Consider the following 25733-nt stretch of genomic DNA (forward strand, 5'->3'; position numbering starts at 1 on the left):
CTTAAATATTTATAGAGGCCAATGTTGGCGCAGATGTTTTTTGTGTAGATAAACGAATTGAAAAGTAACTTAATGAGCACAGTACTAAAAAGCCAGCCACAGTGCCGACCCAGTAACTGGCGGTAATAAAGAAGTTCAGCCAACTGATTTCAGGCATTACAAAGGTACGATAGAGTAAAATGCCCACAGAGCCTAAATAGCCAGCAGAGTCGGCTAGATATATTAAAAACCCTGCGTTAGCTGTTGAACCAACGGCAGAAATCATTCGATCAAATAAGAAGCAGTTATAGGGAATGTAGCTAATATAAAGGCCTGCACCGAGTAACACCATCCAAGCTTTGGCGCTAAGTAATTGGCTTTCAAAAGCCAAAGTGCTGCTTATAAGTAAGCAAGCGCCAAATAATATAAATGCATGATTAACGTAAAATGCGGTTTTATTATTTTTCACCAGTACCATTGCGCCCAAAGCGATTAGTACGATGAGTGCCATACGGATCCCCGCATAAGCAAAAATAGCAGGCTCTTGCCCGTACCCCAGTGCTTGCCATATTTCCGCTGCAAAGTTGTCACGAAAATCGCGAAAGCCTGTAAAGAGTAAAAAGCTCAATATCAAAGCGCTGATACCAAACCAATAACGTTTAAAAAACTGCCAGCGTGCTTTGGCATCCATAGGTAAGCGCTGTTGACGGGCTTGCTGATCTGCCAAGGTTGGATCAGGTAATAATGTTAAACATTTAACACTCAGTAATAGTATCGGCAAAAAAAGCGCGCCGGTTGCAGCAGGCATCCACAGTTCAGGTACATTTAAAGTGTCAATTAGCCATTTGCCAACACTTCTGACTAAACCAGAGGCGAGAATAAAGGTAACACTGAGCACCGCACCAAGAATTTCAGAGGTACGCCTGCCTTCTAAAAAACTAAACACAATTCCCCAAATCATGCCAAGCGATAAACCGTTAAAAAACAGCCAGACAATATTAAAACCAACCGGTGTGATGGCAAATAAAATCAGCGATAATTCGGCACCCGTGATCATGGCAATGATCGCTAGACCGCGTTGTTGGTGACGCATTTCTGCAATGACCTTAACGCCTATAAACTTAGCGCATAGATAGCCTAAAACTTGTGAAAGAATTAAAGCTATTTTAAAGCTGACTTGCCAGCTAGGATCGTCAAACTCGGTATAACTATTTGCAGTAAAGGGCTTTCGAAAAGCATACATACAAAAGTAAGTCATAAACGCAGAGCTGGCGGCGAATAAAACAAAGCCAATACCGTGAGCACGTTTTAGCCATTGTGGTTGAGTAAACATAAAGCAATCCTTTGCGGGGCACAGCCCCGCACAACATAGAAGTGATCAGAATTGGTAATTAATGCCAATCATGCCACGCACACCGTAATATTCGACTTGCAGAGGGCGACTCTCATCGCCTAAGTAATATTTAAGTGGCTCGTTAGTTAGATTGTTTAACTCTAAATAAACTAATGCATTATCGTTAAGCTGATATGACGTAGTAAAATCAACACTGGTGTTATCGCCATAATAGCTATCAGACTGTGAGTTGCTGCCATGCTCTTCGATATATTCGCCTTTATAGTTAAGCGCAATTCGCGCAGCAAAAAATGAATCATCGTAGTACAAGGTAAAGTTATATAAGTTATCGGCTTGGCGTGAAATCGCGACCTTGTCGGCTCTGCCTGGGATGCTCATTTGTGAATCCATAAATGTAGCATTGACCATAACGCCCACACTTTCCAAAGCAGGATTAATAAAGGCTAAGTCACGATTAAAAGCCATTTCAACTCCAGCAAGCCATGCACTATCCCCATTTTCTGGGCGAATAATATTGACGCTACTTTTGTTGCCAAACTTACCCATTGAACTACTTTGAAAAATAGGGTCGCTGATATCTTTGTAGAACACCCCCGCAGAAATTAAACCGACTCTTTCAAAAAAGTACTCAGCCATAAAGTCGAGATTATTTGAATAAGTAGGATCAAGTTCTGGATTACCAGTAACAAGTTCGTTTTCTGCTTCTAAATAAGTTGCGCCAGGGGTAAGGGAGCCAAAATCAGGACGAGAAAATGAGCGAGTTAACGCTAAGCGATAGTTTGTTTGCTCATCAAAATGATAGGTAAGGTGCAATGCTGGTAACACAGAGAGATAATCGTTACTTGCGCTGCTAGGGATGACTTTATCCTCGTCGGCTAAATACAGGTAACCGTCAACTTTCGTATCGGTTTGTGTTAACCGTAATCCACCTAACATTTCCCACTGGCTATTAAAGGTATAAGTTGCCATTGCGTATAACGATACGTGCTGTTCACTCACATCAAAATTACGACCAAGTGCACCGCCATTTTCGATTAAAGCAGACTCACTCTTATCAAGTACAAATTTTTCTTTATTTTTATTCCAAAATTGTGCCAAAGCATCAGTTGCGGCAACCTGCGAAAATTGACTTTGATAGTCAACATTTAGCTCATTTAAGTAGTCATTTCTGCCTGGTTGGTCTGACAAACTAAAGTCACTTAACGTAGGTGCTACGCCATACTGAGCTTCATCCCATGCGTAAAACTCATCACTAAAACGCGCTACGCGTTCTTTATCACGATATTTAGCACCTACTTTTAATATTAAATCGCTGTCTAGTTGCCATTCAAAATCTGTGCTGGCGACAATTTTATCTTTTTCGTTAACGAATACTTTATAAAGCTCTACCCAAGAGAGCTTTGCTTTACTGGGATCGAATGAAAACCCATTGGGTAAGTGATTACTGATTGCATTCCAAGGATCGCTGCCGTTATCAACCGTGTTATAGGCATAATTTTTACCCGTTCCACGGTCTTCTAGCCCTTGATAGCCGACATCTTTTTGATCAAATCGCACGACAAAATAGCTGTTGTCATCGGTATTAGGCGTATCACCATAACGAAACTCGTTTTCGTAACTAGAGAGTTTCCATGAGAGGGTTTTGTCGTAACCGAAGTAGTGCTCACCAGCAATCTCGAAACCGGTCATTTCAGTGATTAATTCATTTCGGATATGTTGTACTTCTGCGCGGTTTTTATCAAAGCGCATGCGATGTTTGTAATGCGTTTCATCATCTATTAGTGTGCCATACATAGCTGTAGCACTTAAAGTTCCTTGCTCTAACTGATATTCAATAGCACCATTGAGGCCATAGGTTTCGCGTGTACCCGTGTAATCACGTAGCTCTAATCGATAAATACCTAAGCCGTCATTACCGCGACGAGGTTCATAGTTATCAGTGGCCCAATCTCGTTGCCAAGCGGTCGCATTAATTAAGAACCCTAACTTGTTATCAAGGAGTCTATCTCCGTAAAGCACATTAGCTGAGTAATTTGTACCATCAGCTAACTCATTTTGGCCAATAGCAAGATTGGTGTTAAATACAAAATCATCGGGTGCTTTTTTGGTTACAAAGTTTACGTTGCCGCCAATCGCATCGCCTTCAATATCAGGTGTAAGCGCTTTAGATACTTCGACAAACTCGATGAGTTCACTAGGGAAAAAGTCAAATGCAGTGGCGCGGCTGGTGGTTTCTTCCTCGGCGGTAGGTAAACGATCGCCATTTATACTTGCAGAGCTCCACTGTGCTGGTAAACCGCGAACGGCAACAAAGCGACCTTCGCCTTGATCTCGCTCAATTGAGACACCTGGGATACGTTGCACAGCCTCAGCAGCATTTCGGTCGGGGAGTTTACCAATCCCATCTGCAGAAATAATATTTTTAATGCTTTTAGCATTTTTTTGGTTATTTGCAGCGGCCATTTCACCACGTTGAATGTGTCCTACGGCAATAATTTCTTCAATAGCATTATCGCTTGTTACTGCGAAGAGGGTGATTGGTTTTAGTTTTTTTACCTCATCTTCTGCAATATTTATATCAATTAAATAAGGTTGATACCCTAAGTAAGATACTTTTAATTGATAACTACCCGCATCAAGCTTAGGTAGTTCAAATCGACCTTGATAGTTGGTAACCGTACTTTTATCAGTGCCTACAATGCTAATTAATGCACCTGATAAATGTGTTTTGTTATCTTTAATTGTACCTACAAATGTTGCGTTTTGAGCAACTGTATTATGGGTAACAAGTAATGCACTGGTACTTAGTAATATTGCCGTTGCTATTGCATGTCGTTTCATTATTAGTTCAGCCTCAAGTTTAAAATATCTGGTCTAGACCAGCATTGTTAAAGCTAATAATAAACGGCTATCTTTACAAACATGTGACGAAAAGATTTATTTATGAAAAAGGGCCGAAAGGCCCTTTTATAGTTTTTAGTGGGAGGTGAGTGCTATAGGGTAATTATTATAGTCTTTAATATTATTCATTACGGTCACTAATGTTTGATGTGTACTGTTTTCGTTCGCGGCAATTTGCACGGTAGTAATTTCATATTTGGCTGCGAACATGGCGAGATTAGTTGCAACTTGGTCTAAATCAATTAACCGTCCGGAAAAATATACCGCATTACTTTGGTCAATGGTGAAGCGCGCATTTTTAGATTGCTTATCTATTTGAGGGTTATCTACAGGGCGTTGTAACTCAATACCTACGGGTTTAACAAATGAAGTTGTAACAATAAAAAAAATTAATAATATAAACACAATATCAAGCATGGGCGTCATATCTGCCTCGGCGTTATTTTGTTTTACATGTTGTTTATTTCTCATAATGGAACCTTATTATATTTATTAAGTTTAAATAAATGCTGCGGCGCCACAGCGGTATCAGGTACCTATAAGTAAGACTAGTAGAATGAAAATGAGCTGTGGTTAAATAAATATTTTATTTTTATTAATTCTTTGCACTGTATTGTTGTAAAGGTTAATTTTATGCAGGCATAAAAAAGCCCAGCGTGAACGCTGGGCTTTGTATAACAAGTTTGATTAATGCTTTTGCATACGGCTCATTTCTGTATGGCAGCTTTGCATTGTTAACAGTACTTTTGATAATGCAGCTTCACAATCATGTGGCTGTGGTTTTTGCATGGCTGACTTTATTTCTTCGAGTGTTTTGTCTTCTACTTCTTCTAGCTCTTTAACGTAGGTTTGGTCGTTATTTGAGCTGAACTTAGTAATAAGCGCGGTGTAAGCACGGCGAGCTTCAACAGCAAAAGAGGAGCCATCTTCTCGTTCACCTTGTTCATTAATAGCGTAAGGTTGTAAGCTTTCAATGCTCACTTTACGTGCGTCGATCATACGTTGAAAAAGTGCACCTATGGCAGGATCTTGAACTTTCTCCTGAGCTTTTTCATAAAAATCGATGCCGCTGTTCATTACTTGGATAATGTCAGTGATATGATTTACTTCTGTTCCTTGATGGGTATTCATAATGTTGACCTCTTTAAGTTAAATGAATATTAAAGTTCAATTAACTTAAAGCAATGGTCATTCCATTATTTTGTTTTTGTTATGCATTTGATTTTAAAGTGTTATTTAAATTTATCAGACTCACTTATAAATAGACATAAGCAAATTTTACACAGGAGTATGTAAGACTGTTACTTTAACTCATCAGCAACTTCAGCTACTTTTTGCCTTAACCAAATATGACTTGCGTCTCTGTGCAGTAACGGGCTCCAGATCATATCTAACTCAAAAGGTGGAATTGGGAAAGGAGGATCGAGGATCTTTAAACCTGGGTCATCTAAATAAATATTGGCGGCCTTTGAGGGTAATGTAGCGACTAAGTTTTGCTCTTTTGCTAAATGAATTGCGACATGATAATTACGTGTAAAAGTGGCAATGTTACGATGCTTACCAAAGTGGGCGAGTGCTTCATCTACCCAGCCCAGTTTTTGCACATCTTTAGGATCCATGCCAACACCCACACCAAAGCCTGTTTTACTTACCCAAATATGCCGTGCTTTTAAATAACTATCTAGACTAAAACTTTCAATTATCGGGTTGTCAGCCTTAACTAAACAACAAAAGCTATCTTTCCATATACGTTTATGATGAAACGATTGCGGTAAATTTTCAAAACGATTGATCGCCATATCGACCTTACCATTTTCAACATCATGAAAGGTTACATCGCTTGGAGTCAAAATGTCTAAAGTGGTGTCAGGTGCTTCTGTATGCAGCTTACTGAGTAGCTTAGGCGCAAGTGTACTGGCTGCGTAATCACTAGCCATAATACGAAACACGCGTTTACTTTGGCTGGCTTCAAACTCGCGGTTAGGAGCAAGTGTCTCTTCGAGTGTCATTAATATACCGCGGATCACTGGCTGTAATTCAAGCGCTCGCTCTGTGGGTACCATACCATCACTTGTGCGAACTAAAATGGGGTCGTTAAATAAGTTACGTAAGCGTTTTAGGCCATTGCTCATTGCAGGCTGTGTGATGCTCAGTTGGTTTGCGGCACGCGTAACATTACATTCGCGTAATAACGTATCCAAATAAACAAGTAAATTTAAGTCTATTTTGCTGATGTTCATTGTGTGTCCTTTCGTTTACCAACTATGGATAAAACGCTGTGAGCTAGGGTATGGATAAATGTGGCTAACAAGGCCATTTTTAACATTTTTTTGCGCTTGTTGCCAAAATTTGACATCGAGTAATTCAGGATGCATTTGCGTAAAAATCGCTTTATAACAAGGGTTTGGCATTACAAAGGTGCATAATTGCTCTGGGAATACATCTTGGGGTGCCACAGAGTAACTTTGTTCGTTAGTTAAGTAATCATCGTAGGTTTTTGGTTTAGGTAAGGCTCGAAAATTCATATCAGTAAGATATTGGACTTCATCGTAATCATAAAAAATGATTCGCTTGTGATTACTGACCCCAAAATTTTTCAAAAGCATGTCGCCAGGGAAAATATTTACCGCAATCATCTCTTTCAACGCTTGCCCGTACTCGATAATGGCAGTACGTGCATCTTCTTCGTTGGCACTTTCTAGAAATAAGTTCAGCGGTGTCATTCTTCGCTCTATATAGAGGTGTTTTATAATCAACAAATCCCCCTCAATCACCATTGATGACCCTATTGTTGCCTTTAACTGTGTTAATAATGTAGCGTTAAAGCGTGCCAGTGGGAATACGACGTTAGAATACTCTATGGTGTCAGCCATCCGGCCGACTCGGTCATGGCTTTTAACTAATTGGTAGCGTTTTAGAACAGTGTCACGACCAAAAGGCTTACTCTCACCAAATTTGTCTTTAATTATTTTGAACACGTAGCCAAAAGAAGGTTGCGTGAATACCATCATCACCATTCCCGGTGTGCCTGGGGCGATAATAAAATCGTCGTTTGAGCGCTCTAGGTGCGTTAAAAATTCACGGTAAAACTCGGTTTTTCCTTGCTTGTGAAAACCAATCGCGTTGTACAGTTCAGCAAGGGTTTTATTCGGCATTAGCTGATTTAAAAAACGGACTAATGCAGAGGGCGCATGGGTTTCAACCATAAAATAAGCACGGGCAAAACCAAAAATAACCCGCATTTGTGATGATTTAGTGAGTAGGGCGTCTAAATATAAACCTTTATCTTCATGGTGAAGAACGGCAATAATAAAAGGCTGCACACCGCTTTGCGAAACAACACGGCCTACAATGTAGGCGGCTTTATTACGATAAAAGGGAGTTTGTAATATATCAAAACGCATTTGCCATGCACTGTGGTGTGTATCTGGCGCTTGTTTATAAAATGCTTTAACAAGTAAGCGAATATCGCGTTCTAAGTCATTAAAAGAGGCTTTAAAGTCAAATTGCTCAATAATTTTACGGATCGTGGGTTTTAAGCCATCAATAACAGGAAAATAACTACGATACTCTGCTTCAATTGGTAACGCAGGGGCATCAGCGAGTGTGGCTTTAACAAAAATGAAATTATTATTAAAATAACGACGATGAGATAATCGACAAAAAACAGAGTTGTAAAATGTTTCAGCTAATTCTGCCTGTGGGTGAAAAAGCAAGAACTGTTGATAGTGCTGCTTTGTTGCAAGCCATAGCGATTCATCAAGTTGTGTTGTTAGGTACTCGTCTTTGAGTTGTTGCGTTGTTTCATTTACTCGGTCATCGTAATAACTGATCCGCAAACGACTAATTTCGTGCATTTTAGACCAGTCTTTATGCGCAAAGGCAAGCGGGGCTTGTGCTGTAATTTTTTGAAATAATAAATAGTGCTTTTTAAAGCCTTTTAAAATGAATTCGGCAATCTCGTGCGCGCACATATGGCTACTCCTAGAATACGGTGTAGAGTATATGCTCTACTGATGTTAAGAGTATGCTAAATATTAGTAAAACCCAATAGCTTATTCATAACGTTTTAACTTTTTTTCTAATGCAGCCAGTTTTTTTTCTGTTGATTTTTTCTTTTTTGCGTAGGTTTTATCGATTCGTTTGATCTGCTTTTTAATGTCTTTTGCAGTGTGCTTTTTATCATCATCACTCATCAGGCGTGTTAGGCGTTCTTGCTGATTATATTCAGCGGTATCGCGTTTACGGCTTAAAATTGCAAGTGTATGTTTTACGCTGCGGATCTCGCTATGGAGGTTGCGTACTATTTGTTCGCGCTCAAGTGCATTGAGGGATTTAGTATGATCAATTTTGGATGAGTCTGCTACGTTAGCCGTTGTGACTTTATGCTGGGTTGCTTGTCCACTGCATGGGAATTGACTGAAGGTCGTTACTTTATCCGTGATGCATTTATAGTAATGAGTATCATTAGCTATTAGGCTTGATGTGAAAAGAACGATAAAGAAAATAAAAAAAATTGCGGGTGATTTCATTACTTTTAACCTTCCTTAGTCAGCTAATAATAAAAACTATAACCTAACTAGGGCAAATCGCAAATTAAATGCTCAAGCCCTAATAGACATCTATAAGGGCTGTTGTGTAGGCTAATGCGTAAATGTTCTTAGCTTTTTAATACTATGTACTAAAAATGGGATATCTAAACTTTGCTCAATTGAAAAGCCTTGTGCAGCAGATATATTTTTATAATTACCCTCAGAATCAATCAAAGTAATGCGATCTTTTTTGTACGCAATGAAGACACCTTGTGAATAATTAACACCGATATCGTCTTTTTTACTATATAAATTAACGCCCAGCATGCTTTGTTTTGTAACATTAGGGCAGTTTAAGTATTGGCCTACACTGGTAGCAATGAGATCGCTTGGTTGGATTAGGCCATCAGCTCGAGTGACTTTTTTATCTGAGCTATATAAAGTAGAGACACTAACAACACTATTGTTATCAGTCGCCAAACTAAAAGCGAAAATATGGGTGTTATTATCACGAACTGTGGTCTGTGCATCTGCATTTACGATACGGATTGCAGCACCATCTATTTTAGCTCCATTTATATATGTGAAATCTTCAAATCCAGTGACCGAAAGGCTACGACGTTGTGTTTGCCACACCGGAAGATTCTGCTCGTCCATAAGTACTGCTTTATAATAAGCTGGCAGGCCATAAATTAGACTAAAAAGTGCATCTTGATGATCAACAGCTTGTAAAAACTGCTCTGTTTTATATAAGTCTGTATGCTGCTTAGCAAACTCATCTAGATTTGCTGTAGAGCTAAATACTAAGATATCAATGGTTGCGGGCGTAAAATTTTCGCATCGGGTTAGTGGTGAAGGGGCACTATAATTAATATTTTGCGATGTGAGTTTAACATTGTGTGCCTGCTTGTAGCTTTCAATATCTAATAAATCATTCTTTGCTAATAAACTTTTAGCCGTGGTTGGATAAGATAGCGGCAACACGTTATCTTGCTTGGTGATATCAAATTTTAAATTAGCATCAGCCCAAATATGAATACTGTGGCTCATAGCAAAACATACTAATAAAAATGAGCTGGCGTATCGTGCGAACTTATACTGTTTTAAACGTGCTAAATGATGCCAAGTATAGTTACTTGCAAGTAATTGAAATGCAAAAATAAGTATGACAATCCCGCCAGCAAGTAAACTGGTTAACCCCGGGCTGCTGGTTAATCTATGCCATAATAAAGTCACAATTTCAGGCAATGCTGAACTACTTAAGTGATAACCTAAATTAAAATATACGTAAGCGTCAAGCGTAAGTAGTGATGCTCCGCAGGTTGCAAGAATGGCGGCCATTCCACGAATATGCCGAGGGTAGGGGAATATAAGGCTTAACGGAAAAATCGTCAGCACAAAGGCAATAAAGGTAATAAAGCTAGTGTGGCTAAGCCAAGTAACTAGCATATAAACATACCCGATTGCAGTTGTCGGTGGCGAGTCGGCAAATAAGTAACTTAAACTAATAAGCAAAACTAAACCAATATTAGCGAAGGTGAACCAATGGCCCCAACTTAATAATTGACTCGCTTTAGACGAAAACTGATTGTGCTGCGATAAATTCATAAAGTTTATTTAACCGATTGCGCAAGTGCTTTCGCAAAGTTATCCGCAACGGCTTGTCTTTTCCCTGTTGGTACATGCTCTTTTAAGATATGCGTGATAGAATTTCCTAAACACATAAGACTTAAATCAACCGGCGCATTGTGTTTAGTTAACACATCAATGAGCTGATCGACGATTTGTTCTACTTCATCATTAGAATATTTTGATAAGATTGGCATCAGTTGGTTCAATAAAAGAGTTATATTCTCATATTTTAACACCAGAGGCGTGAAAAACAAAGATGGCAATAGATGTTAAAAAGTTAGTCGTTCATTATGTAGACAAAAAAGACGACGATACGCAAATTCATTTGCGCAATGACGAAATGGCAGTGAATGAAAAAGTCGCTGTATTCATCGAGCAACTGCATCACGCATATAACGGTAAACCTGGTAAAGGTTATTGTGCATTTAGCGGAGATAAAAATAGTGTGGTTGCATCTGCAATGCAAAGTTATCGTAATGACGAACTTGGCTTTTGGCACATGACAGAGCAAGCAACTACTGTATTAAAAGAAGAATTAAATAAGTATGCGTTTAACGAAACAGGCTATTTAATTTTTTGTCATTACCAATACGTCGCAACGGATTATATGTTGATTGCGATGATCAACATTAAAGAGCACTATTCAATTACCTCTGAACTTGATTTAGCCTCATCACGTCATTTAGATATATCTCGCATGCAACTTGCTGCACGTATTGATTTAACTGCATGGGATACTCAAGCTGAAGATAATCGTTATATTTCGTTTATTAAAGGGCGAGCTGGGCGTAAAGTAGCCGACTTCTTTTTAGACTTTTTAGGCTGTGAAGAAGGCATTGATCCTAAGCAGCAAAGTCAAGTGATGCTCAGTGCAGTTGAAGATTACCTATCAGAGCAACAATTTGATAAGTCTGAAAAAGACGACTTGCGAAAACAAGTTTTCGATTATTGTAATGATTGTGTCACCACAGGTGAAGACGCGAATGTCAGCGAATTATCCGCAACCTTGACTAAAGGTGACGACAACCCGTTTGAAAGCTTTTGTAAAGAGCAAAGTTATGATTTAGAAGAGTCATTTCCAGTTGACAAGAAAACAGTGACAAGTATGGTTAAGTTTTCAGGTCTTGGTGGTGGTGTAAGCATTAGCTTTGAACGTAAGCATTTAGGTGAACGCGTTATGTATAACGACGCTACTGATACGTTGGTTATCAAAGGCATTCCGCCTAACTTAAAAGATCAGTTACAGCGCTTTATGGAAAATGAGAAAGAGTAAGCTTAAAACAGAGTTACAAATAAAGCCGCGAGATCTGACGCGGCTTTATTCTTTGTTTGAGTTGTACTTACTGTTAATTTTCTATGAACTTCACAGTAATATTACTTTTGTGTTTTGCACGTAATTTTTAACCCAATTACAGAACTTCTTGGCCTAAAGTCTGATTGAGCATGACAGGCAAAATTACGATGATTCCATCTCCAGTTGCCTTTTCCATAGCGAAGCGTGTTTTCAGTCTGATCTTCTAGTCCCATTTCCATCATTCGTTTATTGATATCAGAAAAAGTGGCGTTGAAAAAACCATTGTTGTCAGGCGTAGATGAAAAATTTCTTGCGTACATTTTCCCTTGATAAACAATTTCACCCATGCCATTTATAAATCTTGCACTCACATTATGGATAGGAACATTTGAATATTGATATTTACTGGGGGCTAAAAAAGAGTACTCGTAATTAAAACTACCTTGCGGGATGATATATTGCTGCTCAATTAAATCTAAATTCAAAAGTACTAATTGGTTCAAGCCAATATAATTCAAAGCATCTTTGACAGTATTAATCTCTTTAGGGATCTCGTTAACTATTGGGCTTTGAGAAGCACTTTCATTTTTTTGGGCAACGGTTGATGCACTTTTCTTACAAGGAATGTCGGTATATGACACATTCCCTTGTTCATCTTCGCACATATACACTTTTGCTTGTGTGACAAAGCTTGATAAAAGTAGCATAGTGAGTATAAGTTTGGTCATATCATTCCTTGGTTTTTATAATGAATTTATTTTTTCTTGCGTGAGTTCCATATAACGTAAATGGACCTGTATTTCACAGTTGTTTTCAGCAATTTGGTCCATTGTATTTTCAATGGCATATTTTATCGAGTTACTTTTATTTTTATTATAATGAGCTTGTTGTTTTTCAAGATGAGCGTTTAACCTTTCGTTCTCTTTTTTTAATCTATCCTTACTATTTTCGTGCGTCTTTAAAACATTCATCGCATTTTTTTTTGTAGTGTACTGTTTATTCATCGTATAGGAAGAACTACCTTGATAATAATTACCATGATATGAGATAGACTTATTGCAACTGAGTATTGTGCCCGAGCCTTTTATGGGAACTTCAGCACCGGGGGTATACTCTTCATGTTCTTCTTCAGAGCCATGAGATTGGTTTTCATTTTTATTCTTTGCTTTTGGAGTGGGGGTTGACTCAATACCCTCGACTACTTCCGCACTTTGACTCGTAGGAACATCAGAAAAATGACGAACACCATTCTTATCGACCCAGCTGTAAACTTGTTGCGCACAAACGGACACTGAAAATAATACAGCACCAATAAGCAACTTAAATTTTATCAGGTTACTACGCATAAAACCTCCTTGTGAATTGACTCGAATGAGTATTTTATTATAGTGATGTATTAGGCTAGAAAACCCATTATTCTGTCAAGGGGAAATTATTAATATGAAAGGGATTATTTATTTTTTACTGGCTATATTTGTGTTGTTGGTTTGTTATAACAAATTGGTTGAAAGAAAAGTAGTCGTTGATTATCACAAAATGAGTGAACAAATGCACAATGAAGCAAAACTTAAGCAGCAAATGGTTGCTCAAGATATCCAGCGTCAAATGCAATCTAGGGGAGGGCAAATTGATAAACATATCTTACTTCATAATATCGATCCAACGATTCCAAAGGTTGGAGAGTTAGAACAGCGATGCAAGGAGTTAACATTGAAATCTGATATGTCTCAATCTATTTATGATAAAAATATAGCAGAACTCGAATGTGAAAAATATGAGGCGTACAAATTAGCGAGTGAAAGCTAGGGCGTGTTGACCTTTCGTGATTAATTTTGCAGCAGTATGTTTGGTATTTAGGCAAGGCAGCGCCTATGTAGTGTGGTTGTTCCCCATAAATAGGCGATAACGCAGTATAAATGCCAAACATGCGCTGCCCAAAGGGTTCTTCCTAGGGGCGATTGACTCTTTGTTACCTACACGGATGTAGGTAAGGGGCGTGAGCAGGACGCGGAAGCTTTGCTCGGTTTTTACTTAGCCCGCTAGGTTACAAACCTCGCGCCGCGATTAAATCGCCCCTAGGTTGAACAAATTTCAATCCACAAAGGTCAACGCGCCCTAGGGTGTGTTTATCTTTCTAGGTTAATTGTAAGCAGACTGTTTGGTTTTTAGGCAAATGAGAGCCCGTTTAATTGGTTATCGCTATTTCATTATCGCTACTAGTAATAAAAAAGCCGCGATAAACGCGGCTTTGACTCTGTTTTACTTAAAGATCGATCACGAACCGCCTGTTGTGCCAGTACCTGTAACTGGTTTTTCAGTTATGGTGCATTCAATGGGAAGATCAATAACCACTTCATTTGTCGCACTCGCGGCGAAATCAGGAGAAGTCACATAAGTTCGGCTGACTTGATCCCATACTCTTACTTTATAATCACCTTCAACAACGTTTGAAAAAGTTGCTGTGCCGTCATTTGCAGTATATGAGTAGGTCACGTAGTTATTGCTTGAATCAATCAAATACGCGTAAGTTGAAGTTGCTGCCGGTGGGGCTTCAACATCACCTTCAGCGTTGTTACTACAAGCATATTGTGTTTTAATTTTTTGATCTACTCGCGCTGGAGCAGTATCAAGCGTTAGCACTAGTTTCTTCCCATCCAACTCACAAATGTCATTTAGTTTTAATCTAGATGCTGAAGCATCAACCGGATTATTAGCGTCACCTTCGATCCCATCAATAATATTAGTGCCATTATTTAATAGCGACATAAATACGGAAAATGACGGCGGGTTAGCTATCGTAGACTTATTGTAGTAACGGAATTCATACCCACGTTTAAGTTTACGGTAACCACCAGATTGAGATTCCACAAGCAGGTCAAATGCGGTTACATTATCAGTTGAGCCATCTGCATATTTGATGTCAAACTGAACTTTGCGATCATCACCGCATTGGCCAAAGTTAGGTTCGCGCCAGTTAAAGAAATCAAGATTCCAGTAAGATAAGTGAGTTACCTGAACTGCTACGTCAAAAACATCAGCGTTATCAGCATTTACTTGAGCAACACCATAGCTTTCAAAAGCCCATTGCGCTTCATCCGCATCGTAACTCCATACAGGGATTATATCACCTGCTTTGATTTGGCGTGTCGCAATTGCTGAGCCATCAGAGGAAACACAGGCGCCTTTGCGAAAGTAAGCACTATCAGTTGATTTAGACGCATCAACAGCAAAAGCAGCCACTGTAGCTTGGTCTAGATTATCTAAATCAGCATAAGTCATTGGGCAGGCGTTTGATGTTTTAACTTCTACTTGCATTTTAACTTCAATTGAGTTTTTAGTGGCGTTGTCACCATCACCCGTTGAGCCAAACTCTTTCACTTTGTTACCAGCATCATCGGTCAATTCGATGGCAACAAAACCAGCGGTTGTAAATGAGCCTGTGGTTGTGACTTCAGTCGTTACATTATCTGCGGTAGGAACAGAAACGGCTAGGTCAAGACCACCAGGGAAGTAATCTAGTGCTGATTCAGGGCGACTCTCATTATTGTCGTTTGCAGCAGCACTGGAGCTAGCTTCATTGTTAAAATACGCAACAGCAAGGGAAGGGGCGCTTGTTAAAGGAACTAGCTCACCAGCTTCATTTTTAGCAAGCATTTTAGATCCACTGGGTATTGATATTTGAACCCCCCCTTTGTCGCTAGTGGCACTGCCATTGGTTTTAGTTACTGTTTTGGCAAGCTTTAATGCTGAGCCATCAGATGTTTCAAGTGATCCATCTTCTTTAAATGTAACCGTAGCGCCATTTTCGGCTAAATCATTCACTGATTTTTCTTCAGACACAATAGCAACATTATCAGCGTCAATACTACGAGAAACTAATGTTACAGTTTCTGCAACTTCAGAATCATCAACTGATAAAGTAATTACTTTACTGTTATTAAAATAGCCAGGAGCAGTAAAATTCACTGTTATTGATGTTTCAGCAGTGAGTTCTGATAATGACGCCGCAAATAAGCCTGCGCCATTAGTAATCGTTAAATCATCGGCTGTTAACGCTTCGCCTTTGGTTGAAACAACATTGGCTGAATTTTTGGTGATCTTTACTGTAATAGGCACATCAGCAGAGCCTAAGCTATTACCTTCGCTATCTTTTACAACTACAGTGAAAAAACCAGCTTGTTTTTCAGATGTGGTACCTGCAGGCAGTTCAACAACCTTTTGTGTTGGTGTCGGTTCTATCGGAGGAGGTGTTTTGTCATTGTCACTAGAACATGCAGCCAAAGTTGCTGTTAGACCTAATGCTATGGCGAGTTGTGTTAGTTTGAACTTATGAATTTCCATAATTTAACTTTCCTTTGAGAATTATATTAACTAAAAGTTGTCTCTAATTATCCGCAGAAATACTGCTTACCCGCATTAAATTAGCATGCAATAAAGTTGTATTAAAAATAAGCAAAGTGATAGTAGCAAATGGGTTTGTTAATATATAGTGTCAAGTGATGGTTTTTTGTTTTTTTTGTTTGTAGTAAGTAACTTTAATTTGTATGTAGCACTCGGGTCTGTTGAACTTTGATGATTAAAATTTGTTTAAGCTCAGGCGGTTCAATCGCGGCGGGAGATTTGGAATCGAGTGGACTAAGTAAAATCGAGCAAAGCCTCCGCGTCCTTTATCCACATCCGTACAGGTAATAAACAGTTAGTCGCCCCTTGGGAGAACCCTTTGGGCAGCGCATGTTTGGCATTTATACTGCGTTATCGCCTATTTATGGGGAACAACCACACACCATAGGCTCTGCCTTGCCTAAATACCAAATAGACTGCTGTAAAATCAATCACGAAAGGTCAACACGCCCTAGTTATAGCACAATTTTCTTGTCATTAAATAGACCCCATATCTAAGTAGATTGGTATAAGAGTTACCAAATAAAAAGTAGGGGATTACAGAGATAAAAACTTCAGTTGTTTGGGGCTTTATACTTTAGTGTCAATTTAGGTTTCAGCTATAAACGAAAAAGCCGTGTTAATTTTATTAACACGGCTTTTTTATTTAGTACTTAACTAAACAATGTGAGTTATTAAGCACTCAATGTTTTAGTCATTGCAGCACTAGCACGACCAGCTGGCTTTAATGAACCGGCACGCAAGCCACTATCTGGAATCGCTTCACGCTTATCATGTGCCATTGCCTTAGGCGTATGAACAACATCGCTATCAGCGACTGGTGTAGGTTGTGCCATTGGCGCACTTGCTTTTCCAGTTGTGATCACTGTTTTAGTGTTAGAAACAGTTTGTGTTGGTGCTTTTTCAACTACTGGAGTAGGCTCAGTAACAACAGGTGTTTCTTCAACTACTGGAGTAGACTCAGTAACCACAGGTGTTTCTTCAACTACTGGAGTAGGCTCAGTAACCACAGGTGTTTCTTCAACTACTGCAGGAGTAGGCTCAGTAACAACAGGTTTTTCTTCAACTACTGGAGTAGGCTCAGTAACAACAGGTGTTTCTTCAACTACTGGAGTCGGCTCAGCAACCACAGGTGTTTCTTCAACTACTGCAGGAGTCGGCTCAGCAACCACAGGTGTTTCTTCAACTACTGCAGGAGTAGGCTCAGTAACCACAGGTGTTTCTTCAACCACTTCAGGAGTCGGCTCAGCAACCACAGGTGTTTCTTCAACTACAGCAGAAGTAGGCTCAGCAACCACAGGTGTTTCTTCAACTACAGCAGGAGTCGGCTCAGCGACCACCGGTGTTTCTTCAACCACTTCAGGAGTAGGCTCTGCGACAACAGGTGCTGCTTTAACTACTTCAGGAGCAGATTCATTCGCTTCAGTAATCGCATTTTCTTTTGCTTTTAACTCCGCTTCATATTCGGCTGCGGCTTGATCTGCAACTGGAATAAACGCTGGCGGTTGTGTACTTTGTGTTTGAGTAGCTTCTTCACCTTCAGGACGACGACGACGTTGGCCTGCGGCACGTAAATGGCGAGGTGAGCGGCGTGAACGTGTACGTGTTTGGCCTTGCTCTTCATCTGCAGAGGCAGCATCTTGTTCATTCACAACTACCTGTTCAATGTCTTGTGCAGGTGTTTCAACAACCGGTGCTTTTTCTACAACAACGTCTTCAGTTTTTGTCGGGGTCTGAGTCGGTTTTTCATCAGCAACAGCTTGCTGTTGATCATCAGTTGCAACAACTTGGCTATCTTCAGCTTGTAAGCGTACCTTTTTACGTATGTTACGACGTTGACGGCGAACTTTTGGTTTTTGTTCAGTAGTTTCAACTGTAACATCTTTTACTTCAGGTGTAGTTGCTGCTGCAACTGCCACTTCTTTTTTATCGTCATTACGAGTTTCATTACGTTTACGCGAGTTAGGATTGCGACGACGTTTATTACGATTATCGTTTCTTTCCTGCTGCTCAGTACTTGTTGATGCATTATCGTTTTTAACAACAACAGCTTCTTCTGTTGAACGCTCATTAACCGGCTTATTACGTGAGTTGTTGTTACGACGACGTTGATTGTTTCGACGACGAGTATCACCATCATTGTTACGATTGCGGTTATTGCGGTTACTCTGTGCAGTTTGCTGTTCTTGTTTCTTTACTTCTTCTTTCTTTTCAGATGAATCAGCGAATAACGATTTGAACCAGTTGCTAATAGTTGTCAGCAAGCTAACTTGCTCTGCAGCTGGCTGACTGGCTGTTTGCGTTGGAGCTGGCTTTTCAACAGCTTGCGGGGCCGGTGTCGAAGGCATTACTACACCTTTTAAAACTGGCTCCTCACGTACTACCGCTGTTGGTGTTTTTGATGTTTCAAATACTTCTTGCTCAGGAGCAATCACTTGCTCATAGCTTACAGTCTCGATGGTTTCGTCTTTACGTAAGCGCATAACTTCGTAATGAGGCGTTTCCATGTGTTGATTAGGAATAATCACAACATCGCAATTATGACGTTTTTCAATGCGATGTACGCTACGACGTTGCTCATTTAACAAATAAGCGGCAACAGCAACAGGCACTTGTGCGTTAACTTGTGACGTATTGTCTTTAATCGCTTCTTCTTCGATTAAACGTAGGATTGATAATGCAATCGACTCGTTTGAACGAATAGTACCTTGGCCACTACAGCGTGGGCATGGACCTTGGCTTGCTTCACCTAATGAAGGGCGCAAGCGCTGACGCGACATTTCTAGTAAGCCGAAACGTGAGATCTTACCAATTTGTACACGGGCACGATCTGGACGTACAGCATCTTTTAAGCGGTTTTCTACTTCACGTTGATGACGTGGTGGTGTCATGTCGATGAAATCGATAACGATTAAGCCACCTAAGTCACGTAAACGTAATTGGCGAGCAATTTCGTCAGCAGCTTCTAAGTTGGTGTTAAGCGCTGTTTCTTCGATATCACCGCCTTTAGTGGCTTTTGATGAATTGATATCGATAGAGGTAAGTGCTTCAGTTGGATCAATTACAATTGAACCGCCTGAAGGCAGGCGAACTTCACGTTGAAATGCTGACTCAATTTGGCTTTCGATTTGATAATGAGTAAACAGTGGGACTTCACCTTGATAAAGTTTTACACGGCTCATGAAGTCAGGGCGAAAACGCTCTATATGCGCTTTTGCTTCTTCAAATACTCGGGCTTTATCAATCAGTATTTCACCGATGTCACGACGTAAGTAATCGCGAATAGCACGGAAAATCACGTTGCTTTCTTGATGAATTAGGAATGGAGCTTTACCGCCATCAGACGCTTGTTGAATCGCATCCCAATGTACTAATAGCGCTTTTAAGTCGTAGTTAAGCTCTTCAAATGATTTGCCAACACCAGCAGTACGCACGATTAAACCCATACCTTTAGGCAGTTCTAAACGGCTTAATGCTTCTTTAAGTTCTGTACGCTCATCACCTTCGATACGACGAGAAATACCGCCAGCACGTGGGTTGTTTGGCATAAGCACTAAATAGCTACCAGCAACACTAATAAACGTAGTAAGAGCTGCGCCTTTTTGTCCGCGCTCTTCTTTATCTACTTGAACAATGACTTCTTGACCTTCTTTGATCACGTCACGTATGTTCGGACGACCGTGAAAGGTATAACCTGTCGGGAAGTAAGTGCGAGCAATTTCTTTTAAAGGAAGGAATCCGTGACGATCAGCGCCATACTCAACAAAAGCGGCTTCTAGTGACGGTTCTATACGTGTGATTTTGCCTTTATAAATATTGGCTTTTTTTTGTTCGTGACCCGGGCTTTCGATATCTAAATCATACAGGCGCTGGCCATCAACCAGTGCTACGCGCATTTCTTCTTGCTGCGTCGCATTGATTAGCATACGTTTCATATTGTTACTCTACTGTGTTATGTCTCTGACATGACGAAACTTTTCGCCTGTTCAGTTGCTCCCATCGCTTCTTTTTATACAATCTCACGACTGGATCTGTGGGGGAGCTTTGCTCTGTATCCGTTTAAGTATCTTTATGGTGCTGGCTGACAATAACGTGTTGTCACGTTATTAGATTCTAAATAGGGGAAAAACAAATGACTGTTTTTACAGTTATCTATTTGAGTTCTGCCCAGAGTCGACCATGTATTAAATTAACTTGTACGATTTACAATGCATCTGCTGAACGGCGTATCGTACGCCGTCACGATCAGACAAATTATTTGTTCATTGCTTTTTTTATCAACATTAAAAAACACATCGTGGTCAAACTTAACTAGCGATATATTACGCGCATCGGAGTTAATTGAACGCACGTGCAAACTAGGTATGTATAAAAGCTTTGGAAAACTTAACTCGGATCTGTATGATCAATTACCCAGAATGTGCATCACGAATGTATTAATGTGTTAAAAAGCACCGTTGTTATGTGCAAATTTATATTTGCGCTAGCGATTATCCCATTATTATAACCGTGTTAGCAACTAAATTATTTTTACTTAAATCAGTGATTAGGCAATGTCAGAAAAAACCGGCTTACAAGTATCTTTCGTCACGATTACCGAAGACCATTTAGGTCAACGGATTGATAACTTTCTTATTACCCACTTAAAAGGGGTGCCTAAAAGCGCTGTTTACCGAATCCTTCGAAAAGGTGAGGTGCGTGTGAACAAAAAACGTATCAAACCTGTTTACAAACTTCAACTTGACGATATTGTGCGTATCCCGCCAATTAAAATCGCTGAGCGTGAAGAGTTTGTGCCAAAAAATTTAGATGTAGTAACTAAGCTTGAAGACGCTATTTTATTTGAAGACAAGTATCTTATTGTAATTAATAAACCTTCAGGCATGGCTGTGCACGGTGGCAGCGGTTTAAGTTATGGGCTTATTGAAGCGTTGCGTGTTCTACGCCCTGAAGAGCGAAGCTTAGAGCTTGTGCATCGGTTAGATCGGGATACATCAGGTTGCTTATTGATTTCTAAACGTCGTTCTGTACTGACCAGTCTTCATGAACAGTTACGTGAAAAAACCATGGAAAAAAACTATTGGGCATTGGTTGATGGGCAATGGGATTCAAAAGATAAAAACGTTACCGAAGGGCTGTTGAAGAACACCTTGCAATCGGGTGAGCGCGTTGTTCGTGTTAATAACACCGAAGGTAAACCATCTCATACACGCTTTAAAGTGTTAGAACGTTTTGATGAATGCTCACTGGTGCAGGCATCACCCGTTACTGGTCGTACGCACCAAATTCGTGTGCACACTCAGTGCCGTGGGCATGCTATTGCTTGCGATGACAAATACGGTAACCAAGCATTTGATGCAGCGATGCGTAAAATTGGTTTAGGGCGGTTATTTTTGCATGCACATGACTTGAGTTTTTATCACCCTAAAAACGAAACCACCATGCGTGTTGAAGCACCACTTGATAAAGCACTTGTTAATTGTATTAAAACATTACGTGCAGCCAAATCGTGAAATCCTATAAATTAGTGATATTTGATTGGGATGGCACAGTGATGGATTCAGTGACAAAAATAGTAAACTGCATGCATCAATCTGCGATATTATGTGGCTTAGTTGCTCCGAGTGACGAAGCAACCGCCAATATTATAGGCTTATCACTTGAACAGGCTGTGGCTACTTTATTTCCTAACGATGCAGATTTATATGCTGATTTGATCGCAGGCTATAAACATCAATATAAATATGTAGATGTAACGCCAACCCCTTTATTCGAAGGTGTTGAGCAAACTTTAGCTGCATTAAAAAATAGTGGTGTGTTGTTAGCTGTTGCAACCGGGAAAAGCCGTGCTGGGCTTGAGCGTTTACTTGATGAAACAAAGCTTAGGAATTATTTTGTTGCAACGCGCACCAGCGATGATGCATTGTCAAAACCAGCGCCTGATATGCTATTACAATTACTTGATGAGCTCAATATGAGTGCTCTTGATGCGTTAATGGTTGGTGACACTAAAATCGACATGGCCATGGCGAAAGCAGCCAATATTGACCGCATAGGTGTGACGATGGGCGTACACAACGCCCAACAGCTGCAAGAGTTTGCGCCAATTGCTACGGTTGATTCGTATCAGCAATTAGGTGCGCTCTTACTTGATCGTTAGGCTTGATTACTTAATACATCAACCCCAAACTCAGTCAATAATTGGCTGAGTTTGATCAATGGTAACCCAATCAAACTGTTTGGATCATCGCCATTGAGTTTCTCAAATAAACAAATACCTAGGCCTTCACTTTTAAAGCTGCCAGCACAATTGTAAGGTTGTTCAGCATCGCAATAAGCGCTTATTTGCTCATGCGAAAGGCTTTTGAACGTGACATCAAAGGGTTCGACGCGTGTTTTTGTTGTGTTTGAAAGAATGTCGTATACGCACAAGCCGGTTAAAAAAGTGACTGTATTGCCGCTAAATAGGCTCAGTTGCTTTATTGCGTTTTCTTTATTGTGGGGTTTACCCAAAATTTGCTGGTCAAATATTGCAACTTGATCAGAACCAATGACTAAACCCGCTTTAAAAAGGCCTGTTGCAGCGCGGGCTTTGAGCTCACTTAATCGAGAAACAAGTGCAATCGGTGTTTCGTCTATGTGAGGGGTTTCGTCAACATCAGGTGAAAAAGTATCAAATGGTAGATTAAATTTTTGCAATAAAGACTGACGAAAGGGTGAACTTGAGGCTAAAATGAGAGGGTGCTTCATGGATTGTTTTCCTAATGAAAATCAGATTGAGTTAGGATAAATCAGATCCGTAAGTAAAACAAAGAAATGAATCACGAAAAACCAGTTAAAAATGGTTTTTTACTTTGACTAACCAAGTAACTATCTATATGATGCAGCCCCTATGCAAAAGGTGAAAATTCCCATCACTCTTCATCCAGGCAAAGCAGCTCAACACCGTTTAAAGTATGACGGCATTGTACCGCTTGAAAAACTTACCCGTTTACGGGAAGTTGTGCAGGAAGAAGTAGGTGAAATAGCGGTAAAAATTCATTGCAAAAACGACGACCAAGGTTTCGCTGTGATTAGAGGCAATTTGTCCACACACGTTACTGTCACTTGTCAACGTTGTAATGGTAATTTAGGGTTGGATTTGGTTCAAGACTTTGTTTATTCCCCAATTGGAGAGGATACAGAGTCAGATATTTTTCCAGAAGACTACGATGAAGTAGCGCTTGATGAAAATGGTGAAATTAACGTTTTTGAGTTAATCGAAGACGAACTAATTTTAGCAGTTCCATTAGTTGCTACCCACAACGAAGCTTCATGCAGTTATTCAGCAAAGCCTGCCAGCTTTGGTGTTTTAAAGGCGGAAGATGATAAACCTAATCCATTTGATATTTTGAAACAACTTAAGAAAGATTCTTAGGAGAAGACTATGGCTGTACAAAAAAGCAAAAAGTCTCGTGCAAGACGCGGCATGCGCCGTTCACACGATGCGATCAGTGGTCCAACTTTAACTGTAGACCAAACATCTGGTGAGACTCATCGTCGTCACCATGTGACTGCAGATGGTTACTACAAAGGCGTTCAAGTAATTTCTAAATAAGAGATTGCTTTTATGCTGACCAATCTAACCATTGCGTTAGATATGATGGGGGGCGATTATGGCCCCCGTTCATCTATCCCCGCAGCCGTTAACGCGGTAAATGCTAATGCCAACTTAAGTTTAATCTTATGTGGTAACGAACAAGTAATATCTAAAGAACTCGAATCGCTTGATTCTCTTTCCCATCCTCGTTTAATTATTCGTCATTGCACTGAAGTTGTCACCAATAGCTGTGAACCGTCTTCTGCTGTGCGAGCAAAAAAAGATTCCTCAATGCGCGTTGCCCTTGATTTAGTTAAATCAGGTGAAGCACAGGCGTGTGTGAGTGCCGGAAACACCGGCGCACTATTATTCATGGCTCATTATGTACTGAAAATGCTTCCAGGTGTAAAGCGCCCAGCATTAATTTCAGCAGTACCAACGGAGCGTAAAAACCCTGTTTACTTACTTGATTTAGGCGCCAATGTGCATTGTGATGCGCAAACCTTGTATCAGTTTGGCATTATGGGGTCGGTGGTCGCAGGGCAAGCGCTTGGTTGTGATAATCCTAAAGTCAGTTTATTAAATATTGGCTCTGAAGCGATTAAAGGCCATGAAGATATTAAGCAAGCTGCAGAGCTTATGCAGCAATGTAAGTATATAAATTATACCGGTTATAGCGAAGGCAGTGATATATTTACTGGTAAATCAGACGTTATAGTTTGCGAAGGTTTTGTGGGCAATGTCGCTTTAAAAACGTGCGAAGGGATTGCAAAACTCATTATGTTTAAGCTTACTAAAGCACTGCGCAAGCACTTTTTCTATAAATGCTTAGCCTTTTTGCTACGCCCAGTAATAAAAAAACTCTATAAAAGGGTGAACCCCGACCAGTATAACGGCGCTTCTCTGGTAGGATTGCGCGGTATTGTCGTAAAAAGCCATGGAAATGCCTCCGCTAAAGCATTTCATGCTGCTATCGACGAAGCTGCTAAAGAAGTTGAGCGTCAACTTCCTGAAAAAATTGCAGCTATTTTCGAGCAAACACATTCAACTAAAAAGTAGCGACTGACGAGTAGATGTTGTTGTCAGACGTTTACTTAAACAATTATTTATTTGTTTAATTTAAAGAGCAAAGTATGGCACAAAAAATTGCACTTGTTTTTCCAGGTCAAGGCTCACAATCAGTGGGTATGTTAAGTGAACTTTTAGATCAATCGGATATAGTAAAAGCAACGTTTGCAGAAGCATCACACGCACTAGGTTATGATTTGGCTGCATTAGTACTTAATGGACCAGAACAAGAACTAAATCAAACCCATCGTACTCAACCTGCACTATTAACAGCCTCAGTGGCTATTTACCGTCAATGGTTATCAGCAAATTCAGATGCAGAAGTAACAATGGCTGGTCACAGCTTAGGTGAATATTCAGCATTGGTGTGTGCCGATGTATTAAGTTTAGGGGAAGCTGTAAAGCTCGTTGAAAACCGTGGTTTATACATGCAAGAAGCTGTGCCTGCAGGCGTCGGCTCTATGGCTGCAATCATTGGTTTAGGTGATGATGAAATCCAAACTGCGTGCGAAGCATCTGCACAAGGTGAGGTTGTATCGCCAGTAAATTATAATTCACCAGGTCAAGTTGTGATTGCAGGCCATAAAGCCGCAGTTGATAGAGCGTCACAGGCGTGTAAAGAAGCCGGTGCCAAACGTGCATTGCCTTTATCTGTAAGCGTGCCATCACATTGTGAACTGATGAAGCCTGCAGCAGAAAAATTAGCGACGGATTTAGCGGCTTTAACATTTAATACACCTAAGTGTGATGTAATTAATAACGTTGATGTAACCGCTGCAAGCGCAGCAGATGCGATTAAAGACGCATTGGTGCGTCAATTATACAGCCCAGTACGTTGGACTGAGACAGTACAAGCGTTAGTAGCGCAAGGTATTACCCAAAGTTACGAATTTGGTCCTGGTAAAGTATTAACAGGCCTTGCAAAGCGTATTGATAAAGCAATGGTATGTGGTTCGGTTAATAGCCAATCAGCTATTGACGAAGCAAAATAAG

The 25733-nt window shown here is 40.1% G+C and carries 22 protein-coding genes; 8 read left to right on the forward strand and 14 right to left on the reverse strand.

The window, feature by feature from the left end; translation table 11 throughout:
* Nucleotide 1: 1 nt before the first annotated feature.
* From HH219_RS00245 to HH219_RS00285, 9 genes are all read right to left on the reverse strand, one after another.
* Nucleotides 2-1312, reverse strand: a complete 1311-nt coding sequence (locus HH219_RS00245) for a DUF5690 family protein (protein ID WP_169326289.1) — start codon at nt 1310-1312, stop codon at nt 2-4.
* Between the two features lie 45 nt (nt 1313-1357).
* Nucleotides 1358-4174, reverse strand: coding sequence for a TonB-dependent receptor (locus HH219_RS00250; protein WP_169326290.1), 2817 nt, complete (start codon nt 4172-4174; stop codon nt 1358-1360).
* A 135-nt stretch (nt 4175-4309) separates the two neighbouring features.
* Nucleotides 4310-4705 carry a biopolymer transporter ExbD gene (locus tag HH219_RS00255; RefSeq protein WP_054203542.1) on the reverse strand — a complete coding sequence of 132 codons (396 nt, stop codon included), beginning with the start codon at nt 4703-4705 and terminating at the stop codon, nt 4310-4312.
* A gap of 216 nt (nt 4706-4921) precedes the next feature.
* Nucleotides 4922-5365 carry a PA2169 family four-helix-bundle protein gene (locus HH219_RS00260; protein WP_054203543.1) on the reverse strand — a complete coding sequence of 148 codons (444 nt, stop codon included), beginning with the start codon at nt 5363-5365 and terminating at the stop codon, nt 4922-4924.
* Nucleotides 5366-5535: 170 nt separating this feature from the next.
* A complete protein-coding gene (locus HH219_RS00265; RefSeq protein ID WP_054203544.1) occupies nt 5536-6474 on the reverse strand; it encodes a LysR family transcriptional regulator in 939 nt (312 codons plus the stop codon).
* A 15-nt stretch (nt 6475-6489) separates the two neighbouring features.
* On the reverse strand, nt 6490-8208 hold the full coding sequence (aceK, locus tag HH219_RS00270; RefSeq protein WP_169326291.1) for a bifunctional isocitrate dehydrogenase kinase/phosphatase: 1719 nt from the start codon (nt 8206-8208) through the stop codon (nt 6490-6492).
* A gap of 81 nt (nt 8209-8289) precedes the next feature.
* Entirely contained in the window at nt 8290-8766 is a 477-nt protein-coding gene (locus HH219_RS00275; RefSeq protein WP_054203546.1) for a hypothetical protein, read from the reverse strand.
* 111 nt (nt 8767-8877) lie between these two features.
* Nucleotides 8878-10374, reverse strand: coding sequence for a DUF3413 domain-containing protein (locus HH219_RS00280; protein ID WP_169326292.1), 1497 nt, complete (start codon nt 10372-10374; stop codon nt 8878-8880).
* Nucleotides 10375-10379: 5 nt separating this feature from the next.
* The gene (locus HH219_RS00285) at nt 10380-10592 is read right to left on the reverse strand and encodes a DUF1414 domain-containing protein (protein WP_016707302.1); all 213 of its coding nucleotides are present in this window, start codon (nt 10590-10592) and stop codon (nt 10380-10382) included.
* A 62-nt stretch (nt 10593-10654) separates the two neighbouring features.
* Here HH219_RS00285 and yejK point away from each other — a divergent pair, with 62 nt between their 5' ends.
* Nucleotides 10655-11671 (forward strand): nucleoid-associated protein YejK, encoded by a 1017-nt coding sequence (gene yejK, locus HH219_RS00290; protein WP_054203548.1) that lies wholly within the window; start codon nt 10655-10657, stop codon nt 11669-11671.
* A gap of 101 nt (nt 11672-11772) precedes the next feature.
* On the opposite strand, the gene HH219_RS00295 is transcribed toward yejK, so the two are convergent.
* Nucleotides 11773-12420, reverse strand: coding sequence for a DUF4124 domain-containing protein (locus HH219_RS00295; RefSeq protein ID WP_054203549.1), 648 nt, complete (start codon nt 12418-12420; stop codon nt 11773-11775).
* Nucleotides 12421-12435: 15 nt separating this feature from the next.
* Complete coding sequence (locus HH219_RS00300; RefSeq protein ID WP_169326293.1) at nt 12436-13038, reverse strand: DUF4124 domain-containing protein; 603 nt, start codon at nt 13036-13038, stop codon at nt 12436-12438.
* A gap of 94 nt (nt 13039-13132) precedes the next feature.
* On the opposite strand from HH219_RS00300, the gene HH219_RS00305 reads away from it, so the two are divergent.
* Complete coding sequence (locus HH219_RS00305) at nt 13133-13498, forward strand: hypothetical protein (RefSeq protein WP_054453408.1); 366 nt, start codon at nt 13133-13135, stop codon at nt 13496-13498.
* 468 nt (nt 13499-13966) lie between these two features.
* Here the strand turns inward: HH219_RS00305 and HH219_RS00310 are convergent, their stop codons facing one another.
* On the reverse strand, nt 13967-16033 hold the full coding sequence (locus tag HH219_RS00310) for a hypothetical protein (protein ID WP_169326294.1): 2067 nt from the start codon (nt 16031-16033) through the stop codon (nt 13967-13969).
* Between the two features lie 734 nt (nt 16034-16767).
* On the reverse strand, nt 16768-20028 hold the full coding sequence (gene rne, locus HH219_RS00315; RefSeq protein WP_169326295.1) for a ribonuclease E: 3261 nt from the start codon (nt 20026-20028) through the stop codon (nt 16768-16770).
* A gap of 618 nt (nt 20029-20646) precedes the next feature.
* Here rne and rluC point away from each other — a divergent pair.
* Nucleotides 20647-21606, forward strand: coding sequence for a 23S rRNA pseudouridine(955/2504/2580) synthase RluC (gene rluC, locus HH219_RS00320; protein WP_054203554.1), 960 nt, complete (start codon nt 20647-20649; stop codon nt 21604-21606).
* Complete coding sequence (locus HH219_RS00325) at nt 21603-22253, forward strand: HAD-IA family hydrolase (protein WP_169326296.1); 651 nt, start codon at nt 21603-21605, stop codon at nt 22251-22253. Before rluC ends, HH219_RS00325 begins: the two co-directional genes overlap by 4 nt.
* Here HH219_RS00325 and HH219_RS00330 read toward each other — a convergent pair.
* The gene (locus HH219_RS00330) at nt 22250-22843 is read right to left on the reverse strand and encodes a nucleoside triphosphate pyrophosphatase (protein WP_169326297.1); all 594 of its coding nucleotides are present in this window, start codon (nt 22841-22843) and stop codon (nt 22250-22252) included. The two genes, HH219_RS00325 and HH219_RS00330, sit on opposite strands and share 4 nt — an antisense overlap.
* 142 nt (nt 22844-22985) lie before the next feature.
* Here HH219_RS00330 and yceD point away from each other — a divergent pair, with 142 nt between their 5' ends.
* From yceD to fabD, 4 genes are all read left to right on the forward strand, one after another.
* Complete coding sequence (gene yceD / locus HH219_RS00335; RefSeq protein ID WP_054203557.1) at nt 22986-23510, forward strand: 23S rRNA accumulation protein YceD; 525 nt, start codon at nt 22986-22988, stop codon at nt 23508-23510.
* Nucleotides 23511-23519: 9 nt separating this feature from the next.
* Complete coding sequence (rpmF, locus tag HH219_RS00340; RefSeq protein ID WP_002962381.1) at nt 23520-23690, forward strand: 50S ribosomal protein L32; 171 nt, start codon at nt 23520-23522, stop codon at nt 23688-23690.
* Between the two features lie 12 nt (nt 23691-23702).
* Nucleotides 23703-24731, forward strand: a complete 1029-nt coding sequence (plsX, locus tag HH219_RS00345; RefSeq protein ID WP_054203558.1) for a phosphate acyltransferase PlsX — start codon at nt 23703-23705, stop codon at nt 24729-24731.
* A 74-nt stretch (nt 24732-24805) separates the two neighbouring features.
* Nucleotides 24806-25732, forward strand: coding sequence for an ACP S-malonyltransferase (fabD, locus tag HH219_RS00350; protein WP_169326298.1), 927 nt, complete (start codon nt 24806-24808; stop codon nt 25730-25732).
* The last annotated feature ends 1 nt before the right edge of the window (nt 25733 follow it).

It is taken from the genome of Pseudoalteromonas sp. NEC-BIFX-2020_015 (assembly GCF_012952265.1).
Classification (GTDB): Bacteria; Pseudomonadota; Gammaproteobacteria; order Enterobacterales; family Alteromonadaceae; genus Pseudoalteromonas; species Pseudoalteromonas neustonica.